The following is a 15606-nucleotide window of genomic DNA, read 5'->3' on the forward strand; positions in this document are numbered from 1 at the left end:
TGCCGCCTTCGTGCCGCTGAACGTGCTGGCCGAGCTGATCAATATCGGCACGCTGGCGGCCTTTACGCTGATCTCGGTGGCGGTGCTGGTGCTGCGCAAGACCCGGCCCGAACTGCCGCGCGCGTTCCGCTGCCCGGGCGTGCCGGTGGTGCCGCTGCTGTCGATCGGCTTCTGCCTGTTNCTGATGGCGCACCTGCAGGCGCTGACCTGGGTCGCCTTCCTGGTGTGGCTGGCGCTGGGGCTGGTGATCTACTTTGCCTATGCGCGGCGCAATGCCGTGCTGCACAGCGCCGCCGGATAGACGCCAATACGGGTGGCGAAACGAACCCGGGAATCACAAGTCGTCCACCCGTTCCCGGTCAGCGGCCGGGAACCTCTATTTCACGGGCACAACCAGCGGCGCCCCTTTCGTGACGATATAGGTTGCCAATTCCGATGCCAGGCCGCTGCCAACATTCCGCGCGGAATGCGGCGTGCCTGCCGGGATGAACAGCGATTCGCCTGCCTTCAGCGTCACCGGCGGCTGATCGCCAAGCCGATACTCAAGGCTGCCCTGCAATACATGGGCAATCTCTTCACCCGGGTGCGCGTGCCTGGGCGCGAATGCGCCCGGTTCAAAGTCTACGCGCACCTGAACGCCTTCCTTGCCCGCAACGCTGAGCTCATGGCTGACCAGGTCGGCCCGATGGATTCCCGGCGTTTGTGCGTGGGCGTTGTGTATCGTTGCGGCGAGGCAGGCGACGGTCATGGCGGCGGTGGCAAGCTTGGCGAGAGGCATTTGGGCGTGTCCTTTTCGGGTTGGGATATGTGCAAGCAACGGATATACGTTGCCTGGGCAGCATTGAATGACGCGGATGTATCCCGGCTGTAGCGAAACCCGGCACTTAATGTATTCGTTCGTATCAGCGGGTTGCGCCGCTACGTTGTCATACAAAACTCCCGACAGCCCGCCGCGACGGCGTGCTCTGATGCAAGGCCTATCCTGAAATCACACGTCACCTCCGCCCCGGATGTGCGTGTGGAGGCAACCTCCGCATCAAAGGAAAGCGCCATGCACCCTATCCTCAAGTCCCTTTCAGTGGCCGGCATTGCAGCCGCGTTCTGTGCGAGCGCCTCCGCGCAACCCGCACAAGACGCCATCCGCCCGCCTGCCATCCTTCCCCTTGGCAGCGAACCCGCACCAAAGCTGCTGCCGTATGCGGCGCTGCCGGAGCCGCTCGCGCGCGGCGTCGTCATCGTCCAGTTTCGCACCGAGAATTTCCGCGTGATGCCGGTCTTCGGCAAGGCCGCCACCGAGATCTCGCCTCGCCTCGGGCACCTGCACGTGACGGTTGACGATGGCCCTGGCACCTGGGCCCATACGAGCGAGGATCCCATCATCGTGGTCGGGCTCCCGCCGGGGCCGCACAGGCTACGCCTGGAGCTGGCCGATCCCGGCCACAAGATCCTCGCCACCGAGGTGGTCGCCGTCACGGTGCCTGACGTGAGGGCCCAGGGCTCGCCGCCGGCATCGCCGTCCGGATCCCACCGGCATTGAGCGGATTCTTGCCCGTCTGTAGCGTGCACTACGAAAACTCGCGGATCATGCTGATGGCGAGCCGATGATGGGCTGCCGCAGCTTCCGCCGTGCCCCCGACTGTGCCCGCGCTGCTGCAGCCTGAAGCGGCCCGGACACCGGGCGCAAAGCCTGTCCCCATCAAGCCGATGCGACAGGCGCCGTCATGACGAGGCGGCGATGAGGTGCTATATTGGGAGAAATCGTTTCCCAATTTGCAAATCCACCAGCATGAGCGCGACCCGGCCTCACGTCACCACAGGCTCCCGCAGTCGGGGCCGCCCACGCGAGTTCAACGTCGACCAGGCACTGGATCGGGCCGTGCGCGTGTTCAGCGAACGCGGTTACCACGGCGCTTCGATTACCGATCTCACCCGCGCCATGCGCGTCGCGCAAGGCAGCCTCTACAAGGCGTTCAAGGACAAGCAAGCGCTGTTCCTGGCGGCGTTCGAGCGCTACCGCGCCCAGCGGTCGGAGACACTGCAGCGCGCGCTCGGCAACGCCGGCACCGGGCTGGAGCGCCTGCGCGCCACCCTGGTCTTCTATGCCGACTCCGCCCAGGGCGCGGCTGGCCGACAAGGTTGCCTGGTCGTCGGCAGCACGGTGGAACTGTGTGCATTCGACCAACCCGTCGCCCGCCATATCGCTGGCGCGCTGGCGCGCAACGAGGCGTTTCTCGCCGAACTGATCCGCCAGGGCCAGGAAGACGGCTCGATCCCGGCCCATGTGAATGTCGAAGCGACTGCGCAGATGCTGCTGTGCCTGACGCAAGGCATGCGCGTCGTCGGCAAGACCGGGCGCAGCCGCGCACAGATGCAGGCCGTGGCGGCCGCTGCGCTCAAGGTATTAACCTGAAAAAATTTTTGGCTATTTAGGAAACGTTCATTCCCTTTTAACCAAGGAGAACTTGCTATGAAGATCGCTTTTCTCGGCCTCGGCACGATGGGCCTGCCAATGGCCACCAATTTGCTCAAGGCGGGCTATGCGGTGCGGGCCTGGAATCGCTCGCCCGCGCCGGTGGCGAAATTGGGCGCGCTCGGCGCGCAAATCGCCGCCACACCGGTCGAGGCGGTGGCCGACGCGGACGTGCTGATCTCGATGCTGGCCGACGATGCAGCTACCCGCGCCACGATACTGGATGCGCGGACACTGCCCGCGCTCAGGCGGGGAGCGATCCATGTCAACATGGCCACGATATCGGTGGCGCTGGCAGCCGAACTGGCTGCGTTGCACCAGGCGCAAGGCTTAGCCTACATTGCCGCGCCGGTGCTGGGACGGGTAAACGTTGCGGAAGCGGGCCAGCTCAACATCCTGGCTGCCGGCAACGCCAAGGCCATTGCCGCCGTGCAGCCGCTGCTGGATGTACTCGGCCAAAAGACCTGGCACCTCGGGGAGCGGCCAGAGCAGGCGAATGCCGCCAAGCTTGCCGTGAATTTCATGATCGCCAGCGCCATCGGCACCATGGGCGAAGCCGTGGCATTGGCGCATGGCCATGGGGTAGACAAGGCCGGCTTTCTGGAACTGGTCATGTCCACGGCCTTCGCCGCCCCCGTCTACAAGGGGTACGGGCAGGCCATCGCTGAAGAGCGCTTCGAACCAGCCGGATTCAAGCTCGCGCTCGGCCTCAAGGACGTGCGCCTGGCGTTGGCAGCCGCGGAACAGGTGAACGTTCCCCTTCCCCTGGCCAGTACGCTGCGCGATACCCATATCGAAAGCCTTGCCCATGGCGAAGGCCACCTGGATTGGGCGGCACTGTCGCGCACGTCCGCCCGCCGTGCCGGGCAGGCCTGAACGGCCACCGTACCTGCGACGACATCGCGGCCGTCACGACAACAACATGCCCACCAGACTCCGGCGTGCCGTGCGATGTCTGCCGCGATGTCGACATGTATGCAGGCCGTTCACGCCATGATATTGACGCCGCCATCCACATACAGCGTCTCGCCCGACAGCCGCCTGGCGTATGGCGTCGCCAGGAAGGCGCAGGTGTACCCGACATCCATGATGTCGACCAGTTCGCCAAGCGGAGCGCGCTCCACGGCATCGGCGAGCATCAGATCGAAGCCCTTCAGCCCCGACGCCGCGCGAGTCTGCAAGGGCCCTGGCGAGATCGCATGCACGCGAATGCCGCGCGGGCCCAACTCGTACGCCAGATAGCGTGACACGGCTTCCAGGGCGGCCTTCACCGGACCCATGACGTTGTAGTTCGGCACCACCTTGTTGGCGCCGTGATAGCTCATGGTGAACATCGTGCCACCGTTTCCCATCAGCGGCGCTGCCAGGCGGGCCATCCGCACGAAGGAATGGCAGGACACATCCATTGCCTTGGCAAAGCCCTCTGCCGAACAGTTGAGCAGACCACCCTGCAGATCGTCTTTCGGCGCCCAGGCGATCGAATGCACCAGGATATCGAGCCCGCCCCACTGCTCCCCGATGCGCGCAAACAACGCGTCCATCTCGGCCGGATGCGTGACATCCAGCGGCATAAAGATGGAAGCGCCAAGCTCCTGCGCCACCGGCTCGACAAATTGCCGCGCCTTTTCGCTGGGATAGGTCATCGCGATCTCCGCTCCCAGTTCGCGGAAGGCTTTGGCGCACCCGTAAGCAATGGAATGTTCATTCGCTATCCCGCAGACGAGCGCGCGGGTGTTGGCGAGGATCGGATGTTTCTCGGCTGTCATGTCGCTTTCCCTGATGGGTTCGTTGCTGCGGTGGCGCCGCCGGTGCCCGTGCCCCGTCATCAGCCCGGGTCGGTGACCAGGTCATCGGGCCTGTGCCGCGAGGACCTCCCTGGTATGCCTGGCAATCATCAGCTCCTCGTTGGTCGGGACGACCCACACCGGGACCGGGCTCGACGCCGGGCTGATGCGTGGCCCGCCGCTGTCGTTCGCCGCGGCATCGATGCTCACGCCCAGCCATGCCGCGAGCTGGCAGACGCGCTCGCGGATCGGCGCAGCATGCTCGCCAATGCCCGCGGTAAAGACCAACGCGTCCAGGCCCTGCGCGGCAGCGGCCAGGGAGCCAAGCTCCCGGGCAATGCGGTAGGTGTACAACTCGATGGCAAAGCGGGCTCGCGGATCGTCGCTGGCGAGCAGCGCGCGCATATCGCTCGACACGCCGGAGACGCCGAGCAGGCCGGACTTGCGGTAGATCAGGTCCTCGATGGCCCGCGCCTCCATGCCGAGTTCGCTGATCAGGTACAAGATCACGCCCGGATCGAGACTGCCGCAGCGCGTTCCCATCGGCAAGCCGTCCACCGCGGTAAAGCCCATGGTGCTGGCGACGCTGCGCCCCCCCACCATTGCGCACATGCTGCTGCCGTTGCCGAGGTGGGCAACGACCGTGCGCCCTGCCGCCGCGGCAGCGTCGACGCTCGGCAGGACCCCGGCGATGTACTCGTAGGAAAGCCCGTGGAAGCCGTAGCGGCGGACGCCGCGCCCGGTCACTTCGGCAGGCAACGCGAATGCCTGTGCCACCTCCGGCTGCGCCCGGTGGAAAGCGGTATCGAAACAGGCGACCTGTGGCAGCTCCGGACGCCGCTCGGCGAGGATGCGGATCGGCTTGAGGTTGTGAGGCTGGTGCAGCGGGGCGAGCGGGCACAGCGTGTCCAACTCCGCCAGCAGCGCCTCGGTCACCCGCTCAGGTCCGGTAAAACGCACGCCCCCATGGACAACCCGGTGTCCCACCGCGCTCAGCGAATGCCCTTCGCCGTGGGCGCGCAGGAAATCCGCCAGGAAAGAGATGGCCCCTTCGTGCCCGAGTTCGCTGCCGGCAGCCCACTGCCTGGTCTCGATTTCGGCTCCCGTCCCGTCCATCGCGCGGAATGCCGGTGCCGTGTAAAGCCCGTCGAGGCTGCCGCGCAGGACCAGCCGCAAGGCGTCGTCATGGGTATCGTAGGCACAGTACTTGATGCTCGACGAACCCGCATTCAGGACCAGGATCAGTTCGGCCATGGCATCACCCCGCCACCTGGCCGGATTCGCGACGCGCCCTGGCCACCAGCGCGGCCACCGCGCAGGAGGCCAGCCGTGTCGTGACCGAGTCGGCACGACTGGTCAGGATAATCGGCACGCGCGCGCCCAGCACGATGCCCGCGGCGTCGGCGCCGGCCAGAAAGGTCAGGCTCTTGGCGAGCATGTTGCCGGCGTCCAGGTCCGGCACCAGCAACACATTGGCGCGCCCCGCCACCGGCGAATCGATCTTCTTGATCCGCGCCGCATCCAGGTTGATGGCGTTGTCCAGCGCCAGCGGGCCGTCGACCACAGCGCCGGTGATCTGGTGGCGGTCGACCATCTTGCACAGTGCGGCGGCATCGAGCGTGGACGGCACCTTGGGGTTGACGGTTTCCATTGCCGACAGGATTGCCACGCGCACCTCATCGACCCGCAGCGCGTGGGCCAGGTCGATGGCGTTCTGCAGGATGTCGGCCTTCTCGGCGAGCGTCGGCGCGATATTGACCGCGGCGTCCGTGACGATCAGCGCGTCTTCATGCCCCGGCACATCCATCACGAAGCAGTGGCTGATGCGCCGGGCCGTGCGCAAGCCGCTGTCGCCCTTGACCACCGCCCCCATCAGCTCGTCGGTGTGCAGGCTGCCCTTCATCAGGGCCTCGGCCTTGCTTTCGCGCACCAGCTGCACGGCGGCGGCCGCTGACGCATGGCTGTGCTCGGCATCGACGATCGGGTAGTCGCGGATGTCGATGCCGGCGGCGCGGGCGGCGTCCTCGATGCGGGCGCGCGGCCCGACCAGGATCGGCGCGATCAGGCCCAGCCGTGCGGCCTCCACCGCGCCTTCGAGCGCGGCCTGGTCGCACGGGTGCGCCACCGCGGTAGGCGTGGCCGGCATGGTCTTGCAGTAATCAATCAGACGCTGGTACTTCTCATGCCTGGCGTTCATGGTTTGCTCCTGCGTCAGGATCATCGGTGCCGGCCGCCCGCGCTGCAGGCGACCCACGGCGCGCAGCGATACGCTACGACGCGCGCTTGAACGCGCGTTCCGGCCTGGCGTCAAGCACTGCGCGGATCTTGTCCAGCATGGTTGCCTGCTCGGCCGTGGGCGTGGCGCCAAGCAGCCGCTCATCGTTACGCAGCTTCTCCGCCAGCGCATGCAGCCGCTGCCGGTCGGCCTGGTTCCTGAGCAGCGTCGGCAGGGTCTGGAGCGCCTGCTCGGGCGCGTACCGCGCGATCAGGTCCTGCTGGCCGCGGATCTTGCGCCAGGCATCTGGTGCAAGATCCGGCAGCAGATCCGCATAGTCCGTCACCAGTTCCTTGCCCAACTCCAGCCGGGACAGTGGCAATGGCTCGCCCTTGCGGCTCAGCAGGCAGGCGAGCCGGGCGATGGCCTCGGCGTATCCGCCACGCGCAACCGCGGCCAGCGCCGCCTTGACCTCCGGCAGCTCCTCCGGCGCGATAGCGGCCGTTGCGCCGGCGCGTGCGGCAGGCTCGCTCCTTGTCAGGAACGGGAACAGGTTGGCGTACACGTTGAAGAAGGTGTACTCGGTCATGGCATCGCGCACGGCCCGGTAGGCGTCCAGGCTGGCGCTGAGGATTTCCGAGCCCGCTTGTTCCTGTTGCCGCAGCGGATGGTCCGGCTGCAGTGCCTGCCGGTTGGCCCTGACCGTGTCCGCGGCCGGCTTGAGCCACGCCATCCACGGGTTCAGGTCCGAGAACAGCCAGTTCTGCATGCGCAGCGGATGGAATTCGCGCAGCACCCGCGCGGTCATCTCGTTGGACACCGCCTGGACATAAGGCTGCGCAAACAGTTCGTAGGCGCGCTGCGTGAAGTCTGACAGGTTCGCGACCGCCTCGAACGGCTTCTCGTCTACCCGTTCGAAGCGGTTGAGCCTGCGTGCAATCTCCTCGAGCGAATATTCCTCGAACTCGACCTCGTACTCCACGCCCGCGCTGCCCGTGCGCTCATGGATCCGCATGGCGTAGAGTCCCGGCGGCAACAACTCGATGCTCTTGAGCACCGAGACGATCTGCGCGTGCTCCTTCTGCGCGACCTTGCCGGAGACGAAGATGCCGAGGTGGCCGACGCTCTCGTGCATCATGCCGACGATGACCTGACCGCGCGCCTTGATCTCCTCGGTGCTGCCGTACATGTCAGCGACCCAGTTGAAGGCCTGCTGCGGGGGCGTGATGTTGTCGCCCATCGAGGCAAACAGCACGATCGGCGAGCGGATCTCGCGCAGATCGAACGCCTTGCCGGCGGACCCCTTGACATCACCGCTCCAGAGCTTGTTGCCGACGAACAGATTGCGCGTGATCCATTCGATTTCCTCGCGGTTCATGAGGTAGTAGCCGCCCCACCAGCGCTCGAATTCCAGGAAGCGGGGCGGCTCGGTATCGACCTTGCGGTACAGGTTGTAGTACTTGTCCCAGAGACTATTGGCCGGATTCAGGTTCTCGAAATTCTGCACCAGCCAGGCGCCGTCGAACTTGCCGTTGCCGAGGTCCGCCGTGTACGACGCCAGCCAGGTCCCGCCCAGCAAGCCGCCGGAATAGCGCATCGGGTTATCGCCTTCGCCCTCGCTCCAGGCACCACTCCAGTACGACATCGGCGCGCCGTTGATGACGATGGGCCCGGTGTCGTCCGGGTCAGAGGCGCCGAGCATCATCGCTGCCCAGCCGCCCTGGCAATTGCCGATGATGGCTGGCTTGGCACTGCGCGGATGCAGCGCGCGCACCCGCTTGATGAACTGTTGCTCGGCATCGCATACGTCGAGCAGGGTCTGCCCCGGCTCCGGGTCGCGAAAGAAGATGACGAAATAGACGGGGTGGCCGGCACGCAGCGCGACGCCCACCTGCGAGTCGTCCTTGAAGCCGCCGATGCCCGGGCCGTGGCCGGCGCGCGGATCGATGATGACATAGGGGCGGCGGCTGTCATCAATGGTAACGCAGTCGGGTGGCGTGATCTTCAGCAGTGCGTAGTTGACGGGCCGTTCGAACTGGCGCCCGTCCAGGATGGTTTCGTAGCCGAAATGCAGGACCGGCCTGAGCCCCTGCATGGTGTTCTCGACAAAGTTGTTGCCCCGTTGCCGCAGCGTGTCCCAGAACAGGACCGCGCGCTGCATGCTGTCGATGGCATAGGCATAGCCGCTCATCGGGTCCAGCCCGCCCCCCGGGATGGCCGGGCCGCCCGAAGCGCCGACCGCCTGTTGCACACGGTCGCTGTAGCCCTCCTGTGCATGCTTGAGGCGCTTCTGCAGGACCATGCCGGTCTTGAGGCCCACTTCGCGCGCGCGCACCAGTTGCTTTGCCGCATCCATACTGTTCTCCGCTGGAATCTTTCACACCGCGCGCCGGCAAGGCGAGCCGGCACCTGTCCGCTACCGGGCGGCGGCAGGCTGCACCGACACGGCAACGGCTTCGGTATAGACCGCCTCGACCCGGTCGCCTCTCTTGATGCCGTTCAAGCGGGTCGGGTCCCCCACCAGCAGCACCATGGTGCGTCCCTTCGGACCCTTCAGGGTAACGCTCCTGGCGGTGGTGTCGAAATCGACCACGTCAGCCGTGATGGTCACTTCCCTGCCGATCGTGCCACCCGGCTTGGCACCCGGCGCGGCGCGCTCCGAGATCTCGCGCTCATGCACGGCGAGCGGCCCGCTGCCCTTCTTCAGGCTCAGCGCAAGCGCTTCCCTGTACGCGATCGTGACGGTATCGCCGACCTTGAGCTGCTCGAAGTTGCGCGCGTCCGGCCCCACCACGATATCGGTGGTCTTGCCGTCCGCCGACTTGAGCGAGACCTTACGTGTCGGCGCATCGATCTTGACGATGCGGGCAGTCAGCGTCGCGGTGCCGGTCGCAGTGGCGCCTTCGGGCGTCTGCGTGACACCCACGCTGGTTTCGGTTTGCGCCGCCGCGAGAGCGCTGGCTGCGGTCATCACAGCCGCAATCACAAGTGTGCCGGGTTTCATGTGGTATCCCCTCCTGTCGGTATTGCTGCATGCGCCGCGCGGCCCGATGCCGGCGCTTCAGCTGAAGCGCTCTCTCAGCACCAGGGCAGAAATCTTGTGGCTTCTCCAGAACATGTCGTGGATACGCTCGCGCAGCTTGTCCAGGGTGTCGTCGTCGAGCGTATCGAAGGTCAGCCGCACCGCAGGCCTGGTACCGTCGCCTGGCATGTGTTCGATGCTGGTGTATTCGGGGAACCCGTACTTCACCAGAAAGGAGCCGATTTCCTCATCCGTGGCTGCGGCGTCCAGATTTCCAAGCAAGAGAATAGACATGACTCATCTCCGAGGTTAGGACGGGAATCCGAAGACGCAGTCGACAGCATCGCCGACGACTCAGGCTGTGTGTCCGCTTATGTGCACGCCGATCACCAACTCTAGCTTCCGCCCTGCGCAAAACAGAACTGAATCTTTTTCGATAAAGAAATAAGAAGATTTTTTTATTTACACGACTGATACCGGACTCTCCCCTCGGGCGCATGCGCATGCTTGCTGATTGCGGCACTGGCACGTGTGGGCCTTCGAGGCTGTCCAGCTTCGGAGGTAGTACCGCGGGAAGCAGGCCGTGATCGACAGGGCATCGACCTCGCGCTCCATTGCGTCAGGGGAAAGCGATGACGTCAAACACGGTGAACTGAGTAAAGCGGATCCTCATCGTGTCAGCAAAGGAATTTTCGCGGGCACGACGATGCCGGCCGAAAAGGCATGGGGCTTCCGTCACTTGATGGGCAGGTCGACCGCCAGGGAGTCGCCCTGAAACGGTGCTGTGCGTTTCCGTTTCCATGACAGGGGTCGGGCCCGCCGACGGGATTGCGCGCAGCCACCGCCTCCCGACGTGGCGGGCCGGGGTGCGTGGCGCCTCCATCAGCCTCAGGTCTTCGAGCTTGGAGGCGTGTGTCAGGATACGGTAGTGAAACAGGCATAAAAAAAGGACCTAGATTACTCTAAGTCCTTGATTTGCCAGCCTCGCGGTGGTGGGTGCTGAGGGGTTCGAACCCCCGACCTACGCCTTGTAAGGGCGCCGCTCTACCAACTGAGCTAAGCACCCGCTCGACCATCGCAGGCTGTCTGCCTGCAACTCGCTGAACACTGAACGCTCCGCACCTCGCGGCAGATGCCGTGGTTTGCGTTGCGAGGGCGCAAGTTTAATACAGGTGATTTCGGTTTGCCAAGGCCACGCGGACAAAAAAACGCCGCGGGGCATGGCTGCCCTGCGGCGCTTCGTTCATGCGGCCGACGCGTCGTCAGTGATGCAGGCGCTCGACCTTGGCCGTGGCCTTGTCCGCCACCTCGGCAGGCTTGGCATCTTCTTCCGGCAACGGCTCGGGCTTGCGCTCGAGCGCCAGTTCCAGCACCTTGTCGATCCAGCGCACCGGCACGATCTCGATGGCGTTCTTGACGTTGTCGGGGATCTCGGCCAGGTCCTTGACGTTTTCCTCCGGGATCAGCACCAGCTTGATGCCGCCACGGTGGGCCGCCAGCAGCTTCTCCTTGAGGCCGCCGATGGGCAGCACCTCGCCGCGCAGCGTGATCTCGCCGGTCATGGCGACATCCGCGCGCACCGGGATGCCGGTCAGCACCGACACCAGCGCCGTGGTCATGGCACCGCCGGCGGACGGGCCGTCCTTGGGCGTCGCGCCTTCGGGCACGTGGATGTGGATGTCGCGCTTCTCGAACATCTCATCCGTAATGCCCAGGCGGCGTGCCCGCGAACGCACCACCGAACGCGCGGCCTCGACCGACTCCTTCATCACGTCGCCCAGCGAACCGGTGCGGGTGATGTTGCCCTTGCCCGGCATGATCGCGGCTTCGATGGTCAGCAGGTCGCCGCCCACCTCGGTCCACGCCAGCCCGGTCACCTGGCCCACCTGGTTTTCCTTGCCGGCCAGGCCGAAGTCGTACTTGCGCACGCCCAGGAACTTGTCCAGGTTGTCCGAATCGACCTTGATCGTGCCCGACTCCTTCTTCAACAGCAGCAGCTTGACCGCCTTGCGGGCGATCTTGGACACCTCGCGCTCGAGCGAACGCACGCCGGCTTCGCGCGTGTAGTAGCGGATGATGTCGCGGATCGCGGCATCGGTGACCTCGATCTCGCCAGCCTTCAGACCATTGTTCTTGATCTGCTTCGGCAGCAGGTAACGCGTGGCGATGTTGAGCTTCTCTTCCTCGGTGTAACCCGACAGGCGGATCACTTCCATGCGGTCGAGCAGCGGCGGCGGAATGTTCAGCGAGTTCGACGTCGCCACGAACATCACGTCGGACAGGTCGAAGTCCACCTCGATGTAGTGGTCCTGGAACGTGTGGTTCTGTTCCGGGTCCAGTACCTCGAGCAGCGCCGACGACGGATCGCCGCGGAAATCCTGGCCCATCTTGTCGATTTCATCGAGCAGGAAGAGCGGATTGCGCACGCCGACCTTGGACAGGCTCTGCAGGATCTTGCCCGGCATCGAACCGATGTAGGTACGGCGGTGGCCGCGGATCTCGGCTTCGTCGCGCACGCCACCCAGTGCCATGCGCACGAACTTGCGGTTCGTCGCGCGCGCCACCGACTGGCCGAGCGAGGTCTTGCCCACGCCGGGAGGCCCGACCAGGCACAGGATCGGCGCCTTCACCTTGTCCACGCGCTGTTGCACCGCGAGGTACTCGAGAATGCGTTCCTTGACCTTTTCCAGGCCGTAGTGGTCTTCATCCAGCACGCGCTCGGCATTGGCCAGGTCGTTGTTGACCTTGCTCTTCTTGCGCCACGGCAGGTTCACCAGCGTGTCGATGTAGTTGCGCACGACGGTGGCCTCGGCCGACATCGGCGACATCAGCTTGAGCTTCTTGAATTCGGCGTCGGCCTTCTTCTTGGCTTCCTTCGGCATGCGCGCAGCCTTGATGCGCTTGTCGAGTTCTTCCAGGTCGGCGCCTTCTTCGCCCTCGCCCAGTTCCTTCTGGATGGCCTTGACCTGCTCGTTCAGGTAGTACTCGCGCTGGCTCTTCTCCATCTGGCGCTTGACGCGGCCCCGGATGCGCTTTTCGACCTGCAGGATGTCGATCTCGCCCTCGAGCTGCGAAAGCAGGCTTTCCAGGCGCTCGGTCACGTTGACCATCTCCAGGATCTTCTGCTTCTGCTCGAGCTTGATCGGCAGGTGCGCGGCGATGGTGTCCGCCAGGCGGCCCGCCTCGTCGATGCCCGACAGCGAGGTCAGGATCTCCGGCGGGATCTTCTTGTTGAGCTTCACGTACTGGTCGAACTGCGACACGATCGCGCGGCGCAGGGCCTCGGTCTCGGCGCTTTCGCCAGGCGCGGGCGGCACGGGCACGGCTTCGCACATGAAGTGCGAATCGTCCTCGCTCACCTCGCGGATATTGGCACGCTGGGTGCCCTCGACCAGCACCTTCACGGTACCGTCGGGCAGCTTCAGCATTTGCAGGATATTGGCGATGCAGCCGACCTCGTACAGGTCGTCGGCGGTCGGCTCGTCCTTGGCCGCCGTCTTCTGGGCCACGAGCATTATGCTCTTGCCCGCCTCCATCGCAGTCTCAAGCGCCTTGATGGACTTTGGGCGTCCCACGAACAGCGGGATCACCATGTGCGGAAACACCACCACGTCGCGCAGCGGCAACAGTGGCAGGCGAATCGGCTCGGCCGGGAGGAGTTGTGTTCCGGACATCATTTTCCCCAAGTCAGTCATTTAAGGCGTAAATTGGGCCGCCCGAATCGATTACAAGATACGTGCCGATCGATTCATCAAGCCAGGCAGATGCCGCTACCTGCACTTGGTGGCCCCTCTGAAACAGCATACCCGCGTTTCCTCCCTCTCGTCGGTAGAAATAAACAAAAAAAGCCGCTCGCTTCTACGCGAACGGCCTTTTCCGCCCTGCTGCCGGTGTGGTGCCGACCTCTGACCACTCTGGCAGGCCTCGCGTCAGTTAGACCCTGCCACCTTGGGCTGCTGCTCCTCATACATCAGCAGCGGCGGCGCATCGCCGTTGATCGTATTTTCATCGATCACCACCTTTTGCACGCCCTTGTAATTCGGCAAGTCATACATGACGTCCATCAGCGACTGCTCCAGGATCGAACGCAGCCCGCGGGCACCGGTCTTGCGGCGGATCGCCTTGCGGGCGATGGCGCTCAGCGCGCCCGGGCGGATTTCGAGCTCGACGCCCTCCATCGCCAGCAGCTTCTGGTATTGCTTGACCAGCGCGTTCTTGGGCTCGACCAGGATCTGCATCAGCGCGGCCTCGTCCAGCTTGGCCAGCGTCGCCACCACCGGCAGGCGGCCGATCAGTTCGGGGATCAGGCCGAACTTGATCAGGTCTTCCGGCTCGGTCTGCGGCAGCACTTCGCTGACGTCGCGCTCTTCCTTGCTCTTGACCTGCGCGGCAAAGCCGATGCCGGTCTTGTCGGAGCGCTGCATGATGACCTTCTCCAGGCCATCGAAGGCGCCGCCGCAGATGAACAGGATGTTGGTCGTGTCCACCTGCAGGAAGTCCTGGTTCGGATGCTTGCGGCCACCCTGCGGCGGCACCGATGCCATGGTGCCTTCGATCAGCTTGAGCAGGGCCTGCTGCACGCCTTCGCCGGAGACATCGCGCGTAATCGAGGGGTTGTCCGACTTGCGCGAGATCTTGTCGATCTCGTCGATGTAGACAATGCCGCGCTGCGCCTTCTCGACTTCGTAGTTGCAGTTCTGCAGCAGCTTCTGGATGATGTTCTCGACGTCCTCGCCGACGTAGCCGGCTTCGGTCAGCGTGGTCGCGTCGGCGATCACGAAGGGAACGTTGAGCAAGCGCGCCAGCGTCTGCGCGAGCAGCGTCTTGCCCGAGCCGGTCGGCCCGATCAGCAGGATGTTGCTCTTGGACAGCTCGACATCGTCCTTCTTGCCGAGGTGCTTGAGGCGCTTGTAGTGGTTGTAGACCGCCACGGCCAGGATCTTCTTGGCCTGTTCCTGGCCAATCACATACTGGTCCAGGCTTTCGCGGATCTCGTGGGGCGTGGGCAGGTCGGAGCGCGCGGCCGCGGCGGCGTCTTTCTCGGATGCCGTGGCCTCATCGCGGATGATCTCGTTGCACAGGTCGATGCACTCGTCGCAAATGAACACCGACGGGCCGGCGATCAGCTTCTTGACCTCATGCTGGCTCTTGCCGCAGAAGGAGCAGTACAGAAGCTTTTCGCTGGATGAACCTTTTTTGTCCGCCATAGGAATCAGTCACTTTTGCAGTGCGCACACCGCGGGGCGACAGGCTCCTCGGCGATACGCTTCAAACGCATCATACGCCAAAACAATTGGCACCACCGGCGGTTCCCCCCGGCTGTGGGGCCAAGGCCCCGTTTCACAGCTTCCGATGCAAAAAACGAGGCACGGGGCCTCGTTCCGGTGTAGCCTTCGCCATTTGGGCCCAGCCAGCGCGGCCGGCCGCCGTCGCACCAGAGGCTACGGCGGCGCGCCGCATCAGCCGCGGCGGGCGAGCACCTTGTCGATCAGGCCGTAGTCGACCGCCTGGTCGCCGCTCATGAAGTTGTCGCGATCGGTATCGCGCGCGATCTTCTCGACCGGCTGGCCCGTCACTTCCGACAGGATGGTGTTGAGCCGCTCGCGCAGGTACAGGATCTCGCGCGCCTGGATCTCGATGTCCGAGGCCTGGCCGCGCGCGCCGCCCAGCGGCTGGTGGATCATGATGCGCGAGTTGGGCAGCGCCGAACGCTTGCCCTTGGCGCCTGCCGCCAGCAGGAAGGCGCCCATGCTGGCCGCCATGCCCATGCACAGCGTCGACACGTCCGGCTTGATGAACTGCATGGTGTCGTAGATGGCCAGCCCCGCCGACACCGAACCGCCCGGCGAATTGATGTACAGGGACACGTCCTTGTCGGGGTTCTCGCTTTCCAGGAACAGCAGCTGTGCCACCACCAGGTTGGCGGTCTGGTCGTTGACCTCGCCCACCATGAACACCACGCGCTCCTTCAGCAGGCGCGAGTAGATGTCATAGGCGCGCTCGCCCCGGCCGGACTGCTCGACGACCATCGGCACCAGCCCCAGGCCCTGGGTTTCCAGTGCCGAAGCCTGCGTGGTGGCGAGACGGTCAAGCAAATCATTGCGGGTCATGCATG

The 15606-nt window shown here is 64.8% G+C and carries 14 protein-coding genes and 1 tRNA gene; 4 read left to right on the forward strand and 11 right to left on the reverse strand.

The genetic code is table 11. The annotated features are described in order from the left end of the window. A partial coding sequence (locus A3AG_RS0105395) for an amino acid permease C-terminal domain-containing protein (RefSeq protein WP_276307883.1) occupies window positions 1-301 on the forward strand: 301 nt, incomplete at its 5' end. Between the two features lie 75 nt (window positions 302-376). On the opposite strand, the gene A3AG_RS0105400 is transcribed toward A3AG_RS0105395, so the two are convergent. Next, entirely contained in the window at window positions 377-778 is a 402-nt protein-coding gene (locus A3AG_RS0105400) for a cupin domain-containing protein (protein WP_018004438.1), read from the reverse strand. Window positions 779-1051: 273 nt separating this feature from the next. Here A3AG_RS0105400 and A3AG_RS0105405 point away from each other — a divergent pair, with 273 nt between their 5' ends. From A3AG_RS0105405 to A3AG_RS0105415, 3 genes are all read left to right on the forward strand, one after another. Then, on the forward strand, window positions 1052-1537 hold the full coding sequence (locus A3AG_RS0105405) for a DUF6130 family protein (protein ID WP_018004439.1): 486 nt from the start codon (window positions 1052-1054) through the stop codon (window positions 1535-1537). A 249-nt stretch (window positions 1538-1786) separates the two neighbouring features. Next, window positions 1787-2410 carry a TetR/AcrR family transcriptional regulator gene (locus A3AG_RS0105410; RefSeq protein ID WP_035847954.1) on the forward strand — a complete coding sequence of 208 codons (624 nt, stop codon included), beginning with the start codon at window positions 1787-1789 and terminating at the stop codon, window positions 2408-2410. Between the two features lie 57 nt (window positions 2411-2467). Further along, the gene (locus A3AG_RS0105415) at window positions 2468-3346 is read left to right on the forward strand and encodes an NAD(P)-dependent oxidoreductase (RefSeq protein ID WP_018004441.1); all 879 of its coding nucleotides are present in this window, start codon (window positions 2468-2470) and stop codon (window positions 3344-3346) included. Window positions 3347-3456: 110 nt separating this feature from the next. On the opposite strand, the gene fabI is transcribed toward A3AG_RS0105415, so the two are convergent. The 10 genes from fabI to clpP form a co-directional block, all read right to left on the reverse strand. Continuing rightward, window positions 3457-4236, reverse strand: coding sequence for an enoyl-ACP reductase FabI (fabI, locus tag A3AG_RS0105420; RefSeq protein WP_018004442.1), 780 nt, complete (start codon window positions 4234-4236; stop codon window positions 3457-3459). A gap of 81 nt (window positions 4237-4317) precedes the next feature. Next, entirely contained in the window at window positions 4318-5508 is a 1191-nt protein-coding gene (locus tag A3AG_RS0105425) for an acetate/propionate family kinase (RefSeq protein ID WP_018004443.1), read from the reverse strand. Between the two features lie 4 nt (window positions 5509-5512). Continuing rightward, window positions 5513-6451 (reverse strand): phosphate acetyltransferase, encoded by a 939-nt coding sequence (locus A3AG_RS0105430; protein WP_026163973.1) that lies wholly within the window; start codon window positions 6449-6451, stop codon window positions 5513-5515. 73 nt (window positions 6452-6524) lie between these two features. Beyond that, complete coding sequence (locus tag A3AG_RS0105435) at window positions 6525-8825, reverse strand: DUF3141 domain-containing protein (RefSeq protein ID WP_018004445.1); 2301 nt, start codon at window positions 8823-8825, stop codon at window positions 6525-6527. Window positions 8826-8885: 60 nt separating this feature from the next. Beyond that, a complete protein-coding gene (locus tag A3AG_RS0105440; RefSeq protein WP_018004446.1) occupies window positions 8886-9473 on the reverse strand; it encodes a hypothetical protein in 588 nt (195 codons plus the stop codon). Window positions 9474-9530: 57 nt separating this feature from the next. Beyond that, complete coding sequence (locus A3AG_RS0105445) at window positions 9531-9785, reverse strand: hypothetical protein (RefSeq protein ID WP_018004447.1); 255 nt, start codon at window positions 9783-9785, stop codon at window positions 9531-9533. A 696-nt stretch (window positions 9786-10481) separates the two neighbouring features. Then, window positions 10482-10557 (reverse strand) — tRNA-Val (locus A3AG_RS0105450). 196 nt (window positions 10558-10753) lie between these two features. Beyond that, complete coding sequence (lon, locus tag A3AG_RS0105455) at window positions 10754-13165, reverse strand: endopeptidase La (RefSeq protein WP_018004448.1); 2412 nt, start codon at window positions 13163-13165, stop codon at window positions 10754-10756. A gap of 255 nt (window positions 13166-13420) precedes the next feature. After that, window positions 13421-14698: an ATP-dependent Clp protease ATP-binding subunit ClpX gene (gene clpX / locus A3AG_RS0105460; RefSeq protein ID WP_012352668.1), complete on the reverse strand. Its 1278-nt coding sequence runs from the start codon at window positions 14696-14698 to the stop codon at window positions 13421-13423. Between the two features lie 252 nt (window positions 14699-14950). Further along, on the reverse strand, window positions 14951-15601 hold the full coding sequence (gene clpP, locus A3AG_RS0105465; RefSeq protein WP_011615108.1) for an ATP-dependent Clp endopeptidase proteolytic subunit ClpP: 651 nt from the start codon (window positions 15599-15601) through the stop codon (window positions 14951-14953). Window positions 15602-15606: the final 5 nt, after the last annotated feature.

The sequence above is a fragment of the Cupriavidus neocaledonicus genome (genome assembly GCF_000372525.1).
Classification (GTDB): Bacteria; Pseudomonadota; Gammaproteobacteria; order Burkholderiales; family Burkholderiaceae; genus Cupriavidus; species Cupriavidus neocaledonicus.

Coding starts and splice junctions, on each gene's coding strand:
- A3AG_RS0105400 (WP_018004438.1), bottom strand. CDS start 778: ATGCCTCTCGCCAAGCTTGCCACCGCCGCCATGACCGTCGCCTGCCTC.
- A3AG_RS0105405 (WP_018004439.1), top strand. CDS start 1,052: ATGCACCCTATCCTCAAGTCCCTTTCAGTGGCCGGCATTGCAGCCGCG.
- A3AG_RS0105410 (WP_035847954.1), top strand. CDS start 1,787: ATGAGCGCGACCCGGCCTCACGTCACCACAGGCTCCCGCAGTCGGGGC.
- A3AG_RS0105415 (WP_018004441.1), top strand. CDS start 2,468: ATGAAGATCGCTTTTCTCGGCCTCGGCACGATGGGCCTGCCAATGGCC.
- fabI (WP_018004442.1), bottom strand. CDS start 4,236: ATGACAGCCGAGAAACATCCGATCCTCGCCAACACCCGCGCGCTCGTC.
- A3AG_RS0105425 (WP_018004443.1), bottom strand. CDS start 5,508: ATGGCCGAACTGATCCTGGTCCTGAATGCGGGTTCGTCGAGCATCAAG.
- A3AG_RS0105430 (WP_026163973.1), bottom strand. CDS start 6,451: ATGAACGCCAGGCATGAGAAGTACCAGCGTCTGATTGATTACTGCAAG.
- A3AG_RS0105435 (WP_018004445.1), bottom strand. CDS start 8,825: ATGGATGCGGCAAAGCAACTGGTGCGCGCGCGCGAAGTGGGCCTCAAG.
- A3AG_RS0105440 (WP_018004446.1), bottom strand. CDS start 9,473: ATGAAACCCGGCACACTTGTGATTGCGGCTGTGATGACCGCAGCCAGC.
- A3AG_RS0105445 (WP_018004447.1), bottom strand. CDS start 9,785: ATGTCTATTCTCTTGCTTGGAAATCTGGACGCCGCAGCCACGGATGAG.
- lon (WP_018004448.1), bottom strand. CDS start 13,165: ATGTCCGGAACACAACTCCTCCCGGCCGAGCCGATTCGCCTGCCACTG.
- clpX (WP_012352668.1), bottom strand. CDS start 14,698: ATGGCGGACAAAAAAGGTTCATCCAGCGAAAAGCTTCTGTACTGCTCC.
- clpP (WP_011615108.1), bottom strand. CDS start 15,601: ATGACCCGCAATGATTTGCTTGACCGTCTCGCCACCACGCAGGCTTCG.